The sequence below is a fragment of the Ruegeria atlantica genome, from assembly GCF_013032505.1.
Lineage (GTDB): Bacteria > Pseudomonadota > Alphaproteobacteria > Rhodobacterales > Rhodobacteraceae > Ruegeria > Ruegeria atlantica_F.
This window is the reverse complement of record NZ_WQCG01000010.1, coordinates 1-19229: the sequence shown is the minus strand read 5'-3', so window position 1 is coordinate 19229 and position 19229 is coordinate 1. Positions and strand designations below refer to the sequence as shown.

Below are 19229 nucleotides of genomic sequence, written 5' to 3'. Positions count from 1 at the left end.
TCGAGAGACTGCTGTTTTCATGGAAATAATCGTCTCGATCTTCAAAACTCACCCTGAGTTGGCGCTGTTTTGCAGCCTAGCGCTTGGCTATGCGATTGGAAAAATCTCGATCGGTTCTTTCACTGTAGGTTCAGTTGCTGGATGCCTGCTTGCTGGTGTTTTGGTAGGGCAGACCGGAGTGGTCGTGTCGGATGATCTCAAGCAGGCGTTTTTCTTGCTGTTTCTGTTTTCAATAGGATATCGCACCGGACCTCAGTTCTTTCGGTCTCTGAACCTTGGTGCGTTGCCTCAGATCGGGATTACCGTTCTCTTATGCGGAGTCGCATTGCTTGTTGTGGTTTTACTGGCACCGCTGATGGGGCTGTCTGTCGGTGTTGCAGCAGGGCTTTTGGCTGGCGGGGCGACCGAAAGTGCAACTTTGGGCGTAGCTATTGATGCCTTTGCAAAAACGGGTGCTGACACAGCAAGCCAGCAGATATTTGAAGCCGAGATTGCGACAGGGTTTGCGGTTGCGTATTTTGTTGGTGTCATCGCGACGATCGTGTTCCACACCCAATTTGCGCCGCGCTTTTACGGACGATCCCTGCGAGAAGCCTGTGCTGAATATGAGTCGGAACTGCAAGATGACGATGCTCCATTGGCTTCGGAGCATCGCGACTTCGAAGCTCGGGCATATCGCATAAACCCGGAATTTGCGGGGCATACCGTCGCCGAATTGGAGGCACGTGTGCCAAGACACGTGCGGGCTTATTTTGACCGCATACGCCGAGGCAATAAAATCTTGCCAACGTCACGGGATATGATTTTGCAGCAGGGGGACATCGCGGCAATCGCCGGAATGCGGTCTTATCTCATTGACCATGGCGACGTGCTAGGCGAAGAAGTCGAAGATCCCGAGCTCTTGGATCTTCCTGTTGAAACCAGCGACATCGTTGTGACGAACAAGGAACTGGTCAACAAAACCCTTGGTGAACTTTCCGCCCGCCCTGAAGCCCGAACTATCTTTCTACGTGGGATAATGCGAAGCGGCGAACGACTGCCGGTTTTTCGCGGTGTCGCATTGCACATGGGCGATGTAATAACGGTCTCCGGTACGCGCAGCCATATCCAGGACGCGGCAAGCAAATTGGGCTACCTGGACCGGGAAACAAGTAAGACGGATATGGTTTTTGTTGCGTTTTTCATCCTGGTAGGAGGCTTGATTGGGATTCCAGCCCTGCACTATGGCGCAGTGGAGCTTGGTCTGGGCACTTCGGTGGGCGTGCTTTTGGGAGGGCTTGTTGCCGGCTGGTTGCGTTCGGTTCGTCGCACATTCGGATTTGTTCCCGAAGCGACGTTATGGATATTCGATTCCGTCGGTCTGTGCGTTTTCGTGGCCTGCGTGGGGATCACGTCGGGAACAAGTTTTGTGGCCGGTGTACTGGAAAGCGGCCCGTCCCTAATTTTTGGTGCGCTGGCGATCGTTTTTCTAGCTCATGGTTCAGCAGTCTTTGTGGGTCGCAAAGTGTTTAAGATCAACGAAGGTGTCCTGGCCGGTACGTGTTGTGGGGCAGGGACGTCCGCACCCGCTCTGGCCGCCGTTCAAGAGGCGGCACAGAGCCAGATACCGACACTTGGCTACGGGTTGGGTTATGCAGTTGGAAACGTCCTGCTCGCCCTTTGGGGCTCGGTGGTTGTGCTAGTTTTGGTTTAAAAACTCAACGGAACGAAAGCGACAACCAGTGGCCCCCACAAGGTCAGGAATATATTCGCGACAGCGTATGTCATGGTGAATGCCGGCGTGGGTGTTGAATTGCCTGCTTTTTCCAGCAGTGTCACAAACCCTGGGTTGCCCGAACGCGATCCGGTAACGACCGCGCAAGCTTCAATCGGGTTCCGAATGCGCAGCGCGAAGTAGTTGATTGGGAACTGCACAATCATTGGCATCAATGTTACGACCACTCCCAGGAGTAGCAAGGTGATCCCGTGTTCTTGGATTGCTTCTAACGCGGGTTGTCCGGCGTTAAGCCCGACTACACCGACGAATACAGCCAGACCGAAGCTCTGTAGGAAATTGGCTGCCCCTCGGTTAATCCCTCCGATTTTTGGGCGGCGAGTGCGCAGAAAACCGATAATCAAGCCCATCACGAGGCACCCCAAACCAGAACCTAGTGCAACCTTTGTTCCAGCAATGACAAAGCTGATTTCTCCGATCAGGTAGCCGATCGCGATGCCAATACCCAAGGCTATGAAGTTTGTGACCGAAGCGGACGGAGGCACGTAACCAGCGACTTTCGCAATACGGTCCAAGTCAGATTTGTGCCCGACAATACTCACCTCATCTCCAGCGAGAATTTCAGTATTACGCAATACCGGTATATCGTGTCCCATGCGGGTTATCTTTGAAACGTGAATGCCTCGACGCTGATCCGGCGTGAGAGCTACACGCAACTCCGCCAACGTATTTCCTGCCAGTTTGGGGTTGGTGATCACGACATTTCGGCGTTCTTCCACGATGGTAAGCTCCGACGGGTACTCTCCCACTTCGCTCCCAGAAAACTCCTCAAAACGTGCTAGAGCGGAAACTAGCCCTGAGACAACAACTACGTCACCGTCTTCGATAACAATATCCGGTTTCGCTTCCAAAGGTGCCCCGTTTCGCAATATGCGCTCAACCAACACATCACCGTCGAATCCTTCCTCAGTTTCTTTTATGGACTGACCAGCTACTTTGGCTCCGTTCTGAACCTCATAAGCACGGGCGTCGAACCGATTCAGCGGTATGAATTCTCCTTCAGCGAGTATGTGTTCACCCCCGCTGAGTTTTTGAGCAAGCTTAATCGCCTCCTTTCGCAAATCCCAGCGCATGAGGATTGGGATTACACTGACAGCCAAAATTGGGCCAATTGAGCCAAAGATGTAGGTAACAGAGTAACCTACAGCTATGTTGGTTTTTAGCTTTTCAGCTTCCTCGGACGCGAGCCCCAGCAAATCTATAGCATTTCCGGCCGTTCCAATGATCGCTGATTGAGTCAACCCTCCGGCCGCCAATCCTGCGGCCAGGCCCTTGTCGAAACCGGCCCACGTGGCAACAATTACAACAAAGAACAAACCCCATAACGTCATCATGACGGCCGCTAGAAGTTTTGTTAGCGCGGTCCGGTTCAAAGCCGCGAAGAATTGCGGCCCTCCGTTGTACCCGACCATAAAAATGAACAAAGAAAAGAAAACGTTTTGTACGTCGGTACTTAGATTTATGCCGCCCACCTGACCGACAATCACAGCGACGATCAAAGTTCCCGCAATTCCACCCAGTTCGAATTTTCCGACTTTGAACTTTCCGGCGCCGTATCCAAGGCCTAGGCACAAAAACAACGCCATAATGGGGTAAGTTCGAAGCTGTTCGATAATCAAATCCATAAATTCACTCCTCGGTCCGTCGCGCGGTCAAATGTGAGATGGTTTTGACGCGCTAGAGTTTTGCTAGAATCTTGAAACTACTCAACCAGGAAAACCTTTGAATTTTACAACCTGAGGTTGTCATCCCTCCGGGACTCAGTCAATCTACTACAATTATTGAAACCAGATCACTCGGGCGCAGGCATTTAGAAGAGATGACAGGCGAATTCCGTAATCGGGCTATATCGATGGCGCTCGAAATGTGATGCTTGTCACGGATATGGCGGCAGATGTGTCGCAAACTTTCGGCTCAAATCTCTGCATCAGCACTTCTTTGTGGACTGGATGTTAACGTGGCAACACCCTATTCGGGGCTGTGTCCCGGGGCGGGTTGCTCGGGGCTGCCATGCACCTTTTCCCGGAACCATTGCGCGGCCACGTAAAGCGCAGGAATGAAGAAAACCCCAACAAACGAGGCCGCGATCATCCCGCCGAAAACCGGGGTTCCAACCCCTTGACGCGCCAGCATTGACGCCCCGGTGGCAACGACCAGCGGGAAGAGGCCGGCAATAAACGCAAAGCTGGTCATCATCACGGCTCGGAACCGCAAGCGCCCGCCGTCGATGGCGGCCTCAACGATGCTCACACCTTTTGCGCGCCGGTCCATGGCGAATTCCACGATCAGGATCGCGTTCTTGGCCGCAAGGGCAATCAGAACCACAAGCCCGATCTGCGCATAGAGGTTGTTGGCCAGTCCGGCGATCAGCAAGGCGGTAAGGGCCCCGCAGACCGCGAAGGACACAGAGAGCAGCACGATCAGGGGGATCGTCCAGCTTTCATACAGCGCCACCAGGAACAGGTAGGCAAACAGGACGGCCAGCCCCAGAACAATGGGGGTTTTGCCCGCCGCCGCGATCTCCTGCTGTGCGGTTCCTGTCCAGTCGTAGCTATACCCTTTCGACAATGATTTGGCGGCGATCTGCTGCATCGCTGCGATCGATTCACCCGAAGATACACCCGGGGCAGGGGTGCCCGAAATCGTGACGGATTTATAGTTGTTGTATCGCACCAGCTTTTCGGGGCCGGTCGTCAGTTCAGTTGTCGCAACGGCGCGGACGGGAACCATCTCTCCCTTGTCGTTGCGGACCTGAATGCGGCTGACGTCACCGATGGACTGGCGGTATTTCTCTTCGGCTTCAAGGTTCACTTGCCAGGTTCGGCCGAACAGGTTCATGTCGTTGACATAATATCCGCCCATCGTCACCTGCATGGCCTGGAACAGGGTGCTCACATCAACACCCAGAGTCTGAAGCCTTTCGCGGTCCAGTTTCAGATCCAGTTTCGGCGTGTTGGCCGAGAAGGTGGTGTAGACACCCGTCAGTTGCGGGTCGCTGTTGGCTTCCGTGATCAGACCCTTAGCCGCAGCGCCCAGTTCGACCGGGCTGCCGCCCTGCAGATCAAGAAGCTGGAATTCAAACCCGGCACCGGTGCCCAGCCCGGAAATCGGGGGCAGGTTGAAGGGGATGCCGATTGCCGATTTCAATGCGGCCAGGTGCTGTCTTGTATGGGCAATCGACGCATCCACCGACAGGGCCGGGTCCGTGCGCTCTTCGAATGGCTTCATGATGGCAATCATGAAACCTGCATTCGATTCTGTCAGGCCATCCAGAATGCTATAGCCGGTGACGGTCATGACATCCTCGACACCCGGTGCTTTCAGCAGGATTTCGTAAGCCTCGTCCATGACCTTGGCGGTGCGATTGACCGATGCGCCCTGTGGCAGCTGGATTTCGACAAAATAGGCCCCCTGGTCTTCGGTGGGCAGGAATCCGGACGGTGCGATTTTGAACAGGGTTCCGGCTCCAAACACCGCTGCTGCCAGAAAGACCAGCCCCAGAACGGCGCGCCGGGCGAACATACCGGCGACAACGGCGTAGCCGTCGCGGGCATTGTCGATCCGGCGCGAGAACCAGGCCAGCGGCCCCTTTTTGGGCTCGGTGCGCCGCTTCAACAGGATCGCGCACAAGGCTGGGCTGAGCGTCAGGGCGTTCAGCGCGGAAATCAGCATCGAAAATGACACCGCCACCGCGAACTGCTGGAACATCGCGCCGGTAATGCCCGGTACGAACGCGACCGGGACAAAGACCGAGAGCAACACGAATGTGATTGCCAGTATGGGGGCGGTAATCTGTTCCATCGCTTCGGCCGTAGCATCGGCCACTGACAGCTCTGGTCGCTCTGACATCACCTTTTCAACGTTCTCGAGCACAACGATCGCGTCGTCCACAACGATCCCGATTGCCAGCACCAGCGCCAGCAGGGTTACGGTGTTGATCGAAAACCCTAATGCCAGCATGAAGGCCAGAGCGCCGATCAGCGACACCGGAACGGCGATCAACGGGATCAGCGCCATCCGCAGGCTGCCCAGGAACAGGAACACCACGATGACGACCAGCGCGAAGGCCTCGATCAGAGTCTTGACCACCTCGTCGATACTGGCCTCGACGAAATAGACCGAGTCATAAGGGATCTGCCACTTCACGCCGTCGGGAAACGAAGGCTCCAGCTGCTTGATCGCTTTGCGCACGTCTTCGGCTGTGGCCAATGCGTTGGCACCGGGCGCCAGATACACACCGATCATCGCAGTCGCGCTGCCATTGAACTGGGCAAAGGAATCCTGCGATTGAGCCCCCAGATCCACCCGCCCGATATCGCGCACATATATGAAAGAGCCATCGGGTTGCGCACGCACCACGATGCTTTCAAACTCCTCGACGGTGCTCAAACGCCCCTGGGTCTGAATGCTCAGCTGAAAGGTCGGATCATCGGTCATCGGCTGCGCGCCGACACGACCGACGGCAGCCTGTACGTTCTGCGAATTCAATGCGTTGATGACGTCCGACACGGCTACGTTCAGCCCGGTCATGGTGTCGACATCCAGCCAGATCCGCATTGAATAGTTCTGCGCGCCGAAAATGGTCGCGTCGCCGACCCCTGGTGAACGCTTGATACTGTCCAGCAGATTGATGGTCGCGAAGTTGGACAGGTAGAGCGTATCATGTTCCGGGTTGTCAGAGGTGATCGCAATCGCTTGCAGCAACGCGGTGGATTGCTTTTGCGTGACCACACCTGCGCGCACCACTTCATCCGGCAGAGATGCCGTCGCCAGAGCGACGCGGTTCTGCACGTTCACCGCATTGATATCGGGATCGGTGCCCGGTTCGAACGTGACCTGCAGGGTATAGCTGCCGCTGCCGCCGCTGGTGGATTTCATATAGAGCATATCGCTGACGCCGATGATCTGCTCTTCGATGGGCTGGGCAATGGTGGTTTCCACAACCTCGGCACTGGCACCCGGATAATAGGCGGTCACCTGAACCGTGGGAGGGACAATGTCGGGCAATTGCTGCACAGGCAATTGCGTCAGCGAGATCAGCCCGGCGAGTGTAAACAGTACAGAAATGACGATCGCAAAACGGGGCCTGCGAATAAAAAGGCGAGAGATCATCCGCTTATTCCTTGGCCGGTTGATTGGAGGCGTCCGCAGGTTCGGCATTGACTTCCATGCCCACACGTACCTTTTGCGCGCCTTGTGTGATCACTTTGTCACCTGCTTTCAGCCCTTCGGTGACCACGGCTTGCGTACCGGTCACCTCGCGCGTTTTGATCGGGGCTTTGGCAACTTTTCCATCGCTCCCGACAGTCAGAACAAAATAACCGTCCTGATCGCTTTGCAATGCGTCAGCCGGGATGGTCAGAAACTTCTGGTCCGGCTTGTCGATCACGGCAACTTTGGCCAGTTGATTGTTCAAAAGGGCACCGTCGGGGTTTGGGAAAACGCCCCGGACCAGAACAGTGTCGGTATTTTCCTGAACAGTGGTATCGATGACGGCGACTTTGCCGTTCTCCTTGTAGACTTCGCCATTTGCGAGCGTCAGCTGCAGCGCAACCTGACCGCTTTCGAGGTCTTCGCCCTGTTTCTGAAAATCGAGGAGCTGCGCGTTGGCAACCGGAAAGGTCACATAAATAGGGTCAATGCTGGTTAGGGTCAGAAGAGCGCCGGTTTGCTGGTCAACAAACGCACCTTTGCTGAGATTGGTCAGGCCGATCCGACCCTCGAATGGCGCCATGATCTTGGTGTACGAAAGCTGAATCTGAGCATTTTGCAAACTGCCTTGCAACTGCGTGATCAAACCATCGGCCTGCCCCTTTTGGGCCTGTGCCCTTTGTACAACCGCTTCTGCCGCATCGCCGCGCTCAAACAGCTTTTGCTGACGATCCAACTCGATGTCAGCAATCTTTTTTTCGGCTTTTGCCGATTCAATCTGACCTTGTATCTGCGTTATGTCCGCCTTGTAGGTGTCGGATTCAATTTCGATCAGAACATCGCCCGACGTCACTTTCGCACCGTCTTGGAAATTGATTTTTTCGATGAACCCAGCGACCCGGGAAATGACATCGACCGAAGCTATTGCCTCGACGCGGCCCAGATAGGTGTCGCTGTAGGTGACGGCCTCGAGCGTTGCCTCGGCGACAACGACAGACGGTTTCTGGGCTTCCTGCGTCTGCGCCTGAACAGAAGCCGTAAGTATAAAGGCCGATGCGACAAAACAAAGAGTGACGCACGGAACAAAGCGACCGTGTTTGGCGAAGGGCATTCTTTAATCCTTCAAAGGAAGTTTTCCTGCGACCATTTTGTCGGTTTTTTTGGGTGGCGCAATGGCCAAGAAACCCCCGCCCTTTTAAATTTTTCCATTGTTGTTTTGAGGGTTGGATCAGTCGCCGAAGCAAACGCATGGCAAGGTCTGACAACACCCCTTGCGATAATAGTGTCGAGGCCATCGGTTGAGCTAAGATCCCATGTTTCGGTCAGCACATTGTCGTTGGCGTCATAGGTTAAAGTGCCGGTGCGGTCATTGATACTGTCCCCGTTACTATCGACTGTTGCTCTCTGCGGAAGGCCGTTTTCAAGGCGTTGGGTTTCTGAGTATTTCAGCGAGCCGTCTTGGTGAACTTCTTTCATGGTCCGACCGGCGGTGTCATAGGTCCTGGCCTCCGTAACTTCGGGGTTACCATCCCGGTCAGCAACGTATGACAAGGTCCAAACCCTGTTGTCCTCGTCATAGGTTCTATGCGGCGCGACCTGAAACAAGATCGAATAAAGGTGTGAGGAGGCTGATAGACCAATGGGGTCAAAGTAGCTATCCGTGAATCTAAAGGTCATGTCATTCTCCTATGTTGATTGTCCGGCAGGATCTTGGGTTTGTGAGATTTGGATCTGCGTGACCTTTCCGAAAACATCGGTCTGCACCCCTGAAACCGATCCTGCTCCCGGAAACTCATTGACCAGGGCAACCCGACTCTCGCCGTGGCTTTAATGGTCTTGATGCAGGTATACGGAATGGGCCCGCCGGTGAGGTCAGTCCAATATGATGGCGTGGCACGGAGAGCCGCCCGCACGCCCTGACCCTTGAGCGACGCAGGCGGCACCGAAGAACACAACCTGAGCGAGACCCCGGTGTGATCCGTCACATCAGTGTCTGCGGGCCGCTCAAGACCTGCACCAGCATGAGCCGCGGTTGCGGGTTGCGAACACGGGCTCTTTCCAAGCCCGGTCAATGCCGTCGAAAAAGCGCCTGAACATCCGGCCGCAGATAGTCTGCCGGGCCCGGGCGGGCGCAGCAGGCCACCCTTGTTCTTATTGCTGTTGCGCAGCCGTGAGGCTCGACGGTTGAGAACCGTTGGGGTCATCGTACAACATCCATACCCCCTGCTCGTTTCCGTTTGTCGCTCCTGAAAACACGGGCCATCCCAAAAGAGATGCCGCTTTGTCATTCAGGCCCACCCAACTCATTCGGAGGACTCCCGCATAGGTTGTGATTCGTTGCAACTGTTTTTAAGATCCCGCAGGTAAGATTTGATCTGGTTCCGGGCCTCCGGTAACTGGCAACAAGATGGCGGTCGGCGGCCTCACGCAGCCGCCGTCTGACACCAAGGTATTGAGGCTCCCGATGGCAAAATCCGATGTGCCGACACCGCATGACGTCCTGTTCCGGGCGCTGTTGTCGGACCCGGATCGCGCCGCGGCTTTCCTGCGCGATCACCTGCCCAACGCCATTGCCGGGCGGCTTGCGGCCACCCCGCCAAAATTGATGGATGGCACTTTTGTGGACGAGGCGCTGCGCAGCTCCCAGTCCGATCTTCTCTTCGAGGTTCGGCTGACATCCGGTGCGCCGGCCTACCTCTACGTTCTGGCGGAACACAAGAGTGTCCCCGATCCGGCCGCACCGCTTCAACTGGCCGGTTACATGCTGCGCATCTGGACCCGCTACGCGCAGGGCAGGGCGTCCCGTCTGCGCGCCCTCCCACCGATTATTCCGATGGTCTGCTATCACGGGGAACGCAGGTGGACTGTTCCCGGGGGGTTGGCGGATATGATCGCGCCCGCGGATCCGGAGATGATCTTCCTGCCGGGTGAGCGTTACATCCTGCGCGATCTCGGGGCACTTTCGGTTGAGGACCTGTCCCGGGATGCGGCGCTGAAGGCGGGTTTTATAACATTGCGCCGTGAGGCCCTGGCATTGCTGGAGGCCGTGATCAGCGGGCTGGGTGATGACGTCACATTGCAAAAACAGGTGTTCGAATATATTCTCAGGACATATCCGGACCTCGATCTGGATGCCTTGCAGGCTGAATTGCGCAAGACGCGCCACAGCACATTGGAGACACTTGTGGGCACCATCGCAGAGACATTGATCGCCGAGGGCAAGCAGGCCGGGATCGCCGAAGGCGAAGCGCGGGGCGAAGCCAGGGGCAAACGCGAAAGTCTGCACCGGCTTCTGGTCCGCCGCTTTGGGGATTTGCCGCAAGATGTCAGCATCCGGCTTCAGAACGCCTCGGCTGCGGATCTGGACCGCTGGACCGATCGTGTACTTGACGCAAGCTCAGTTGCTGCGGTGTTTCGGGATACACCTTAAGACCTGGGGTCAAACACAGGTTCGGCAATCCTGATATCCTGCGCCAGCCGCGATGGAGGCACTCATTTCTCAGAGCGAATTGCACGACGAAGAGATCGGCCTCAAGGAAGGGGCGGCCCGCAGCTTTCTGCATGTACTGGCCCACCGCTTCGGGATGTTGCCGGAGGGTTTGTCCGAGCGGGTCCAAAACGCAACCCCCGAAGATCTGGACCGCTGGACCGACCGGGTGCTGGATGCCGGGTCTCTGGCAGAGGTATTCCGCGACCCGCACTGAGTTGAAGACTAGGGCTTCCAGACCGGTCTTTCTGGTTGATCAGGCGAAAATTTCCGCAGGGCAGGGGATCTCATGATCCTGATGGGGTTTCGGCCTCTCGGCCGCGAGCACAGGCCAGGTAGTTTGAGCCCTTATGGTACGCATTCGATGTGGCGAACCAAAGTCACGCAGATCTACAGGAAAAACGGGAACTTGCGTGCTGTGCAGCTTCTACTAGGGCATGTAAAGATGGATAGCACCGTACGATACCTTGGCGTTGGGTTGGAAGACGCGCTTTCCATAGCCGAAGCTATCGAAATATAGATTTGAAGGGCCGTCTTTGCAGACGGCCTTTTTCGAGTTTTCGGGAAGACCGAAGAAGACCCCAAGCGAACATAACTGCCACGCACTTCGGGCGGAGAGTGGCGCTTCAGTGATGGCGACGGTTTTGAGGGCCATAAGAAAGATGGTCCTGTCGCCGCCGCGCGTTTTTAAGGCACCCAGGATTGGAATCCCGACATCCGGGTTCTCCGGCAGCGTGATTTGAGCGCCGTTGTTCAGGATACCATCGCGCCGTTCATCTGATCCTGTCTTCAACAACCTGACCATGCCGTAACAGAGGATCTGAACTTCTCAGATAACGCTAGCGCAACGAAACTGGCTATTGCATTCGTGAGACTGCCTAATGACTGTGCTGAGTAAACGTCATTTTTGAATAATTCTGAGAGCCTGTAGCCTCGTCTTGAATTTGGCTGTGGTCTAACCCGATATCTCGAGACCGTTTGAAACTGGTGTGTTTCCCGAAGCCATTTCGATCCAATTCGCGATGGTTAAGCCGCCGCGAATATAGAAATAACTAAGGGGAGGTCGCAATGAAGATCGGTAGGCATTTATTTGTAGGGATGGCAGCAGCAGTTGTGTCACTGGCGGGAACGAATGTCCCAGCTGAACAGCAGAAGTCTAAGGAACCAATCAAAATAGCCCGCCATGATTGGTCTGGCAATCTCGTAACTACAGGTATTGCCAAGGCTATTCTTGAGGAAGCGGGGTACAATGTTGAATTGCTCCAGGCCGAATATATGGGCATGTGGCCAGGTCTGGAGAGCGGCGACATTCACCTCGCTGTTGAAATTTGGTCTACATCTGCGGGCGAACTGATGGAAGCATCTGTCGCCACCGGTCAGACAGAAAACCTTGGTGAAATTGGCCTCACCGGATTAGACCGATGGTGGTATCCAAAATATGTTCAGGAGAGTTGCCCTGGCTTACCTGACTGGCAAGCTTTAAACGATTGCGCTGAACTATTTTCTACGCCATTGACCGCCCCGAAAGGCCGACTGCTGCTGTTCCCTGCTGCTTGGGGCGGGTTTGACGACGAACGTGTTGAAGCTCTCAAACTAAATTACGAGATTGTGCGGGCAGGATCGGAAGCGGCGCTTTACGCGGAGGTCCAGTCGGCGATCCGGCGAGATGCGCCGATCCTAGCGTGGTTCTATGAACCGCATTGGGCTCCACAGAGGTTTGATGGTGACTGGATCGATCTGCCGCCCTACTCTGACGCCTGCTACGACGATCCATCCTGGGGATCGAACCCAGACATGGCCTATGATTGTGCCAAGCCAAGCGGTCCAATTTGGAAGGTTGCATGGTCTGGGCTGAAGCAAAGCTGGCCAGATGCCCACACAATCATTTCGGAAATGGAACTAAACAACGCCGAAATTGGCGACATGATTGGTGCCGTTGATCTTGACGGGCGGGATGCAGACGACGTTGTGGCAGAATGGATTGCCGCCAATGAAGACCGTTGGAGGGCTTGGCTGCCCTAGTGGGTACAAGTTTACTTCAAAACTGGCGGTGAAGGCTGGCTGGTTCAAATCACAAATGCCAACCCGAAAGATAGAAATCCAGAGAGATGTCGCTGACACAATCAACAAATAAAGCCGAAAGTAACACCTTTTACCGCGCAAACTTACCTCTTGGTACAAAGAAGATTCTACTTTCGGTTATATTAATCTCACTGCTGTTTGTTCCAGGTTGGTTCGGTGCTGCAACTTCAAACCTGGTAGAATATCCTGCGACGTGGATCGTCCCATTAAATGAATGGACGAGTAACGGGATATACTGGCTGGTCAATGACTTTGACCTGGGGCTCTTCACGTTTAAGGAGTTCACCCGTGGGATTTCATGGTTGCTGACCCGGCCATTTATTCTTGCCGAAGGTATTCTTGTTAGCGGGTTTTCATTTGGTTCTGAGAATGTCGTTGTTCCACCGCTCTCATGGATGGGTGTTTTGCTTTTTTGTGTGTTGCTAGCCTTACGGATCGGCACACCTGGTTTAGCTTTGGGCGTAGGTTTGAGCCTGCTCTATATGGCTGTTTTCGGATTGTGGGAAAGCGCCATGACAACGTTGGCATCGGTGTCCGTGGCTGTTCCTCTTGGTGTTTTTGGAGGTCTTGCAATCGGCGTCTTGGCCCACCGCAACGGGGTGTTTGCGAAAATCCTAAACCCGATATTGGATATCATGCAAACAATGCCGATATTTGCGTATCTGGTTCCGGTTCTGTTTTTTTTCGGTTTTGGTCCCGTTGCCGCACTGACTGCAACCATTGTCTATGCACTACCGCCAATGGTGCGTATTACTCGGATTGCCTTAGAGCAGGTACCCAAAGAAATATCTGAAGCCGGCACAATGGCTGGTTGCACAGAGGCTCAGATGCTGCGGAAAGTCCTGCTGCCGTCTGCATTGCCTTCGCTTCTCGTGGGCGTCAATCAAGTCATCATGTTGTCACTTACGGTTGTTATCATCGCGTCGATGATAGGCGCCGGGGGGTTGGGTTATGATGTGTTAACCGCCTTGCGTAGGCTTTCCATTGGTCAGGGGCTCGAAGCCGGTCTCGCCATCACGCTAATGGCCATCGTGATGGACCGGTTTAGCCAAGCGGCGGCACAAAAATCTCAAGTCAAACGGCACGAAAACCCACGCTTGCCCATCTGGGTCACAGGTTGGGCGATTTTGGCGGCTCTTCTGCTACCAACAATACTCAGTAACTGGATAGCGATTTTTGCCGCCTACCCGGAAGAATTGATCTTATCGACTGCAAGGTTTTGGGATGATGCCGTCACCTGGATCAACATCAACCTTTATGACACTCTGAGCACAATCAAATATGGCTTCCTGATCAATGTTATGCTGCCAGTGAAGCAATTCATGCATTCGTTGCCTTGGAGCGGGGTCGTTCTTTTTGTTGGAGCTCTTGGATTTATCCTAAGCGGCTGGCGGTTGGGTCTGACAGTGGCCGCTCTTGTTTTCTTCCTCGCGATGACGGGGAATTGGGAAAAGTCCATGACAACCGTCTACCTTGTATCGGTAGGTGTAGTTCTTTCCTTTGTGTTGGGGTTTCCGGTCGGCCTTGTTGCGGTCTATTCGGAGCGTGCTCGCGGCGCAATTCTAGTGGCAATCGATACCCTGCAGACTCTTCCATCGTTTGTATACCTAATTCCTGTGGTTATGCTCTTTGAAAACGGGGACTTCGCGGCTCTGATTGCCATTGTCGCCTACGCTATCGTTCCCTCCATTCGGTATACAGAGTTTGGAATTCGCTCGGTCTCGAAGGATCTTGTAGAAGCATCGGACATGATGGGTTGCACGCGCTGGCAGGCATTTCTGAAAGTCAAACTGCCCTTGGCGTTTCCTGAGATCATGCTCGGGGTAAATCAAACTATCATGATGGCGCTCAGCATGCTGATCATTACTGCTCTGGTGGGAACCCGCGACCTTGGACAAGAAGTCTTAAATGCCTTGCAAAAGGCGGATCCGGGACGTGGTCTCGTGGCTGGTCTTTGCGTGGCATTTATTGCGATCATTGCTGACCGTTTGATCAAAGCCAGTGCAGATCGGATGCGCCGCCGAATGTCCGGCCAAAAGAGCGAGTAGCGGTTTCTACAAGCTCACCCAACGTCCAAACTAGCAAATGTGGGTTAGAAAAATGTTCCGTCTGAGAAATAGGAACATCCAGTATTGGGGAGGCGGTGAAGGATCAGTAGATCACGCGGGTTACACCTATCGTGGTCAAACCCAAAACAGTCAACGGCGGCTCCACCAGTACCTGACTCGCCTATTACCCGGACATATGGGGGTTGGGATAAAGCGAAGGCTGACAACGACTCCACCGTTATGACGAGCGAGAGATAACAAAATGAGTACACAAAAAATGAGTCCCATGGCGTCAGTCACCACAAAACGAGGGTTGGAATTTGGCGCGCCGGTCTTGTCGTGCCAGAACCTCTGGAAGCTATACGGCGGATCTCCAGAAACGCTTTTACGGCAAAGTAACGGAAAGCTTGATCCGGAAATTATCCGTGCAGCGGGTTGCATCGGAGCAGTTCGTGATGTGTCCCTTGAGGTCAACAAAGGGGAAATACTTGTCGTCATGGGCCTAAGCGGATCAGGCAAATCGACGCTCGTCCGCTGCCTTTCGCTATTGGTCCGACCAACAATTGGTGAAATCTTCTTTGAAGGGCAGGACCTTCTGGCGATGTCCCGGCGAGAACTACAGGATGTGCGCCGTCACAAAATGGGCATGGTGTTTCAGCATTTTGCCCTGTTGCCACACCGGACTGTGATTGACAACGTAGCGTTCCCATTGGAGATACAGGGAATCTCGAAGCAAGAGAGGACAGAGCGGGCCGCACAAATGGTCGAACTTGTCGGGCTGGCCGGTCGGGAAGAGTACTTTCCAGCCGAGTTGTCCGGCGGGCAGCAACAAAGGGTAGGAATCGCACGGTCATTGACGGTAGGGCCAGATCTTTGGTTCCTTGATGAGCCATTCTCAGCTCTTGATCCCTTGATCCGTCGAGAAATGCAGGATGAGTTTTTGAGGCTGCAGTCTCTGCTCAACAAAACAATCATATTTATCACACATGATTTCGATGAAGCGATCAGAATAGGAGACCGCATTGCGATCATGAATGAAGGAGAGGTCGTCCAGATTGGCAAAGCGGAGGATATTCTCACATCTCCAGCCAATGACTATGTTGTGGAGTTCACTCAAGGCATATCAAGAGAACGAGTATTGACAGTTCAGAAAGTATTGATGCCAGCGCCAGCATCGTTCCATCCAACACAATTTGTCATGGAGACAGATACTCTTGATGTTGCAGCAAATACTGTACTTTCAAGTGACGGGCCTGTGGGTGTTAAAGGGGCTGGCGATGACAGGGTTCTCGGCATCATCGACAATAAAAAGCTGGCCAAGGTTCTGTATGAAAATTGAACCGGGCAAATAACAGTGTAGGCGACCCAGGAGAGTGGTCGCTGGCCAGCATCCCGGCTGAACCCAGAAAAGGAATACTGAACGATGCCACGAGTCAAACTTTCTACCGGCGTAACCATTGATTATTTTGAGCATGGCGCGAGCGACAAAATTCCTGTCGTTTTGCTTCATGGATGGACTGATTCCTGGAGGATCTGGGAAAGATCCTTCCCCTATTTCTCAGACCGCTTACGCATTATTTGCCCTTCTCTAAGAGGGTTTGGAGACTCGACAAAACCACACGACGGCTATGCCATGAAAGACTTCGTCAGCGATTGTCGTGCATTCGTTGACCTGATTGGCTTGGACAAGTTTGTTCTTGGCGGTCACTCCATGGGTGGTTTCATCGCGCACCAGTTTGCTGTCGAAAATCCTGATCGTCTGTCACACCTGGTCCTTATCGGTACGGGGACGACGGGCTACAAAAAACCTGCCTTCCATGAAGAGGCTATTGGCATTGAGAATTTTCCAGAGCCGCTAACCTCGGAATTCGTACTTAGGGCGCAATCCGACGGAATGCGCCTCGCGCCGGATGCCAGCTGGATAGATACCATAGTTTACGAAAGCCTGAAGTCTCCAAGATCAGTTTGGGTAGAGAGCTGGATTGGCATGCAGCAAGAAAACCACGTTGATCGTTTGGCGGAAATTAATGTCCCCACTTTGATCCAATGCGGCGATGACGACATCTATTTCCCTTTGTCGGAACAGCACGAGCTTAACAAGGCTATCTCGGGGTCGCAGCTGGTACTATATTCGAAGGCAGGGCACGGTTTGCAGTGGGAATTACCAAAGCAATTTGCCACCGATCTTTCCAAATTTATTCTTAACTGACAGAAAAACAGATATGTTCCTGAGTAACCGAGTTTACAGCTGAATTAGATGGCAGTCCTTGTAGGCTTGGAAGGCGCAAAGTTGCTCTTCGTTGCGCCTGACAACAGTTCAATGAGCCAGTTCCTAAACTTTTCAATAGCTGGTTCATTGAGGCGGTCTGGGTGGCATACAAAATAATATCCCTTTCCGCTTGGAACTTTCAAATCAACTGCAGGAACCAGATTAGTTTTGTGTGCTTGGGTAGCCAATAAGGAGGCGTCGCCAACCAAGATTCCGTACCCCTCATTCGCGGCCCGAAAGGCCACGTCCAAAGTTTCGAAGGCAAGATGGTCAGTAGCTTCGCTCAAATTTAGATCTGCCGCTTCCGCCCAAATCTGCCAGTCGCGCTGGTCTTCGGAACTGTGCAAAAGAGTTGCGCCATTAAAGTCTTGGACGCCCTGTATCCCATGCTTCTCTTTGTAAACGGAAGAGCACAATGGCATCAGCCATTCAGAAAGCAGCAACTCGGCATGCTCATTCTGCCATGTGGAATCGTCGCCAAAACAAATCCCAACATCAAATCCGCCTGCGCCCAACGATTGATATCCGAGTGAGCAAGTAACTTTTATATTTATGCTGTCGACACAGTAGCCCTTCTGTTCAAGTGGCGGCAACAGAACACGCAAACCAATTGTTGGCGCGGATAGAACTGAAAGATCGGAAGGCTCTTGGTTTGCGCGGTCCCAAGCAATTGCTATAGTGTCAAAGGCTGTCGCAAGAGAGCTCGCAAGAGCCTTCCCTGTTGTGGTTAACTCAAGTTTTCTTGTCGTTCTAATTAATAGTTTGGCGTTTAGATCCGCTTCGAGATTGCTGATCTGGTGGCTGACAGCACTTTGCGACACGCACAATTCTTCTGCGGCTCTTGTCAAATTCAAGTGCCTTGCCGCAGCCTCAAATACACGTAGCGCATTCAAGGACGGCAGCCTTTGGCGGCCAACACTGGTGTTCATGAGGAATCCTAACAAAAGACGTGAAGAGACATCAGTAACGCTGCACCCACGACTAGTATATCAATCCTGAAAGTAGCTTTTCAAGCGCGCCAACAAGACGCCAGCAAATCCACGAAGTCGAGAAGATGGAACGTTTGCAAGAGCCGATCTGTGGCCTGGTTAGGGGCGAGATGCCAGTGGAAATTTGTACCGCTATCCGGGGGCAAATAGCACACTTTGGTATCGTGCCGCAGACACTTATGCATCTGCACCTCTGGCAGTTCGAAAATTGAAAATGGATGTAAATAGAAGGGAAATCCGATGTCTTATGATTTGAGCGATGACGGAGACTTGGCTCGCGCGAAGCAGGATACCAGTAAATGGTACTGGTGGGGAATTCCAACCTTCTTCAAGTGTCCTCACGATGAGAATCCTTCAGGCGCGGATGTTGTTCTGGTTGGTGTCCCTCATAGTTCCGGAAACGGCTCAACAGAGCGCGACCAACATCTTGGACCACAAGCTGTCAGAAATGTTTCAGGCCTCTATCGGCGTGTACACACAGACTTCGGTATTAATCCGTGGAATGAAAAACGTATCGTTGACCTCGGCGATGTGCCATTGCCAGAAGCAATGGTAAATGACGTTTGCGTTGAGCATATCGAAGCCTTTTACAAACGCATTGATAAAAGTGGCGCGCGCCCGGTTTCGATGGGTGGCGACCATTCAATTACCGGACCGATATTAAAAGCAATCGCCGGGCGGGATGCCAAAACAACCGGAGGCCAGAAAGCTGCATTGATTCACTTTGATGCTCACACTGATTCTTACGACCACTTGCCGCATTGGCTGGGCGTTCGCCGATCAGCAGCTCATTGGGGAGGATATTTGGCGGCAGAGGGTCATGTCGACCCTTCCAAAAGCCTTCAAATTGGTTTGCGAGGTCACACAGGTACTCTTGACTGGTATGAGGCGAGTAAAGAGCATGGGTATGAAATTGTTCCCATCAAACGATTTCGAGAACTTGGTGTACAAGGTACAATCGACCTCATCCGTGAACGTGCAGGAGATGCTCCGGTCTATGTTACGTTTGATTTGGATGTTTTAGATCCTTCTATTGCGCCCGCAGCATCAAATCTGGAAGTCACACAATCCGGGATGAGCATGACAGAGGTCGTTACCATTCTTCAGTCAATGCGTGGTATGAATGTGATTGGGGGCGATGTCGTTTGCTTAATCCCCTCCAAAGACAACAGAAATAAAGTGACGTCTTTCGTCGCAATGGCTGTAATGTTTGAGTTGGTTTCTCTTGTGACAGATCGGCTGATGTCAGAAGAATAAAACCAGTAGTGAGCGGCATTTTCAGGGTGTTGAGATGGTGCTGTCACGTTAACTGTCCTTCGGTTGCTCTTGCACGCATTTGGACCTGGGTGAGATCGATGAAGTCATCATCAATCTGCTACAAGCGCCACCGATTTCCTCCTCAAATCATCGCGCACGCTGTGTGGCTGTA

13 protein-coding genes and 1 pseudogene are annotated in these 19229 nt (G+C 53.4%); 9 read left to right on the top strand and 5 right to left on the bottom strand.

The window, feature by feature from the left end; genetic code table 11:
- Nucleotides 1–19 precede the first annotated feature (19 nt).
- Nucleotides 20–1693, top strand: a complete 1674-nt coding sequence (locus GOW92_RS22560) for an aspartate:alanine exchanger family transporter (protein ID WP_170565338.1) — start codon at nucleotides 20–22, stop codon at nucleotides 1691–1693.
- Here the strand turns inward: GOW92_RS22560 and aspT are convergent.
- From aspT to GOW92_RS22540, 4 genes are all read right to left on the bottom strand, one after another.
- Nucleotides 1690–3399, bottom strand: a complete 1710-nt coding sequence (aspT, locus tag GOW92_RS22555) for an aspartate-alanine antiporter (RefSeq protein ID WP_170565335.1) — start codon at nucleotides 3397–3399, stop codon at nucleotides 1690–1692. The two genes, GOW92_RS22560 and aspT, sit on opposite strands and share 4 nt — an antisense overlap.
- A 343-nt stretch (nucleotides 3400–3742) precedes the next feature.
- The gene (locus GOW92_RS22550; protein WP_170565332.1) at nucleotides 3743–6886 is read right to left on the bottom strand and encodes an efflux RND transporter permease subunit; all 3144 of its coding nucleotides are present in this window, start codon (nucleotides 6884–6886) and stop codon (nucleotides 3743–3745) included.
- A 4-nt stretch (nucleotides 6887–6890) separates the two neighbouring features.
- Complete coding sequence (locus GOW92_RS22545) at nucleotides 6891–8036, bottom strand: efflux RND transporter periplasmic adaptor subunit (protein WP_170565329.1); 1146 nt, start codon at nucleotides 8034–8036, stop codon at nucleotides 6891–6893.
- An 11-nt stretch (nucleotides 8037–8047) separates the two neighbouring features.
- Nucleotides 8048–8401, bottom strand: coding sequence for a hypothetical protein (locus GOW92_RS22540; RefSeq protein ID WP_170565326.1), 354 nt, complete (start codon nucleotides 8399–8401; stop codon nucleotides 8048–8050).
- A 988-nt stretch (nucleotides 8402–9389) separates the two neighbouring features.
- Here GOW92_RS22540 and GOW92_RS22535 point away from each other — a divergent pair.
- The 7 genes and pseudogenes from GOW92_RS22535 (at nucleotide 9390) to GOW92_RS22505 (ending at nucleotide 16751) form a co-directional block, all read left to right on the top strand.
- Nucleotides 9390–10355 (top strand): Rpn family recombination-promoting nuclease/putative transposase, encoded by a 966-nt coding sequence (locus tag GOW92_RS22535; RefSeq protein WP_170565323.1) that lies wholly within the window; start codon nucleotides 9390–9392, stop codon nucleotides 10353–10355.
- Between the two features lie 52 nt (nucleotides 10356–10407).
- Complete coding sequence (locus tag GOW92_RS22530) at nucleotides 10408–10629, top strand: DUF4351 domain-containing protein (RefSeq protein ID WP_170565320.1); 222 nt, start codon at nucleotides 10408–10410, stop codon at nucleotides 10627–10629.
- 126 nt (nucleotides 10630–10755) lie between these two features.
- Nucleotides 10756–10932, top strand: a pseudogene (locus tag GOW92_RS25010) (integrase); the annotation flags it as partial.
- A gap of 548 nt (nucleotides 10933–11480) precedes the next feature.
- A complete protein-coding gene (locus GOW92_RS22520) occupies nucleotides 11481–12434 on the top strand; it encodes an ABC transporter substrate-binding protein (RefSeq protein WP_254453118.1) in 954 nt (317 codons plus the stop codon).
- Between the two features lie 86 nt (nucleotides 12435–12520).
- Nucleotides 12521–14542, top strand: a complete 2022-nt coding sequence (locus GOW92_RS22515) for an ABC transporter permease (protein WP_170565314.1) — start codon at nucleotides 12521–12523, stop codon at nucleotides 14540–14542.
- Nucleotides 14543–14804: 262 nt separating this feature from the next.
- On the top strand, nucleotides 14805–15881 hold the full coding sequence (locus tag GOW92_RS22510) for a quaternary amine ABC transporter ATP-binding protein (protein ID WP_438826369.1): 1077 nt from the start codon (nucleotides 14805–14807) through the stop codon (nucleotides 15879–15881).
- 84 nt (nucleotides 15882–15965) lie between these two features.
- Nucleotides 15966–16751 carry an alpha/beta fold hydrolase gene (locus GOW92_RS22505; RefSeq protein ID WP_170565311.1) on the top strand — a complete coding sequence of 262 codons (786 nt, stop codon included), beginning with the start codon at nucleotides 15966–15968 and terminating at the stop codon, nucleotides 16749–16751.
- Between the two features lie 44 nt (nucleotides 16752–16795).
- Here the strand turns inward: GOW92_RS22505 and GOW92_RS22500 are convergent, their stop codons facing one another.
- Entirely contained in the window at nucleotides 16796–17740 is a 945-nt protein-coding gene (locus GOW92_RS22500) for a LysR family transcriptional regulator (RefSeq protein WP_170565308.1), read from the bottom strand.
- Between the two features lie 300 nt (nucleotides 17741–18040).
- On the opposite strand from GOW92_RS22500, the gene GOW92_RS22495 reads away from it, so the two are divergent.
- Complete coding sequence (locus GOW92_RS22495; protein WP_170565305.1) at nucleotides 18041–19057, top strand: arginase family protein; 1017 nt, start codon at nucleotides 18041–18043, stop codon at nucleotides 19055–19057.
- The last annotated feature ends 172 nt before the right edge of the window (nucleotides 19058–19229 follow it).

Excerpts from the sequence above, each read along its gene's own strand:
- GOW92_RS22540 (WP_170565326.1), bottom strand. The coding sequence starts at position 8,401 with ATGAAAGAAGTTCACCAAGACGGCTCGCTGAAATACTCAGAAACCCAA.
- GOW92_RS22560 (WP_170565338.1), top strand. The coding sequence starts at position 20 with ATGGAAATAATCGTCTCGATCTTCAAAACTCACCCTGAGTTGGCGCTG.
- GOW92_RS22520 (WP_254453118.1), top strand. The coding sequence starts at position 11,481 with ATGAAGATCGGTAGGCATTTATTTGTAGGGATGGCAGCAGCAGTTGTG.
- GOW92_RS22510 (WP_438826369.1), top strand. The coding sequence starts at position 14,805 with ATGAGTACACAAAAAATGAGTCCCATGGCGTCAGTCACCACAAAACGA.
- GOW92_RS22535 (WP_170565323.1), top strand. The coding sequence starts at position 9,390 with ATGGCAAAATCCGATGTGCCGACACCGCATGACGTCCTGTTCCGGGCG.
- GOW92_RS22500 (WP_170565308.1), bottom strand. The coding sequence starts at position 17,740 with ATGAACACCAGTGTTGGCCGCCAAAGGCTGCCGTCCTTGAATGCGCTA.
- GOW92_RS22530 (WP_170565320.1), top strand. The coding sequence starts at position 10,408 with ATGGAGGCACTCATTTCTCAGAGCGAATTGCACGACGAAGAGATCGGC.
- GOW92_RS22515 (WP_170565314.1), top strand. The coding sequence starts at position 12,521 with ATGTCGCTGACACAATCAACAAATAAAGCCGAAAGTAACACCTTTTAC.
- GOW92_RS22495 (WP_170565305.1), top strand. The coding sequence starts at position 18,041 with ATGTCTTATGATTTGAGCGATGACGGAGACTTGGCTCGCGCGAAGCAG.
- GOW92_RS22550 (WP_170565332.1), bottom strand. The coding sequence starts at position 6,886 with ATGATCTCTCGCCTTTTTATTCGCAGGCCCCGTTTTGCGATCGTCATT.
- GOW92_RS22545 (WP_170565329.1), bottom strand. The coding sequence starts at position 8,036 with ATGCCCTTCGCCAAACACGGTCGCTTTGTTCCGTGCGTCACTCTTTGT.
- aspT (WP_170565335.1), bottom strand. The coding sequence starts at position 3,399 with ATGGATTTGATTATCGAACAGCTTCGAACTTACCCCATTATGGCGTTG.
- GOW92_RS22505 (WP_170565311.1), top strand. The coding sequence starts at position 15,966 with ATGCCACGAGTCAAACTTTCTACCGGCGTAACCATTGATTATTTTGAG.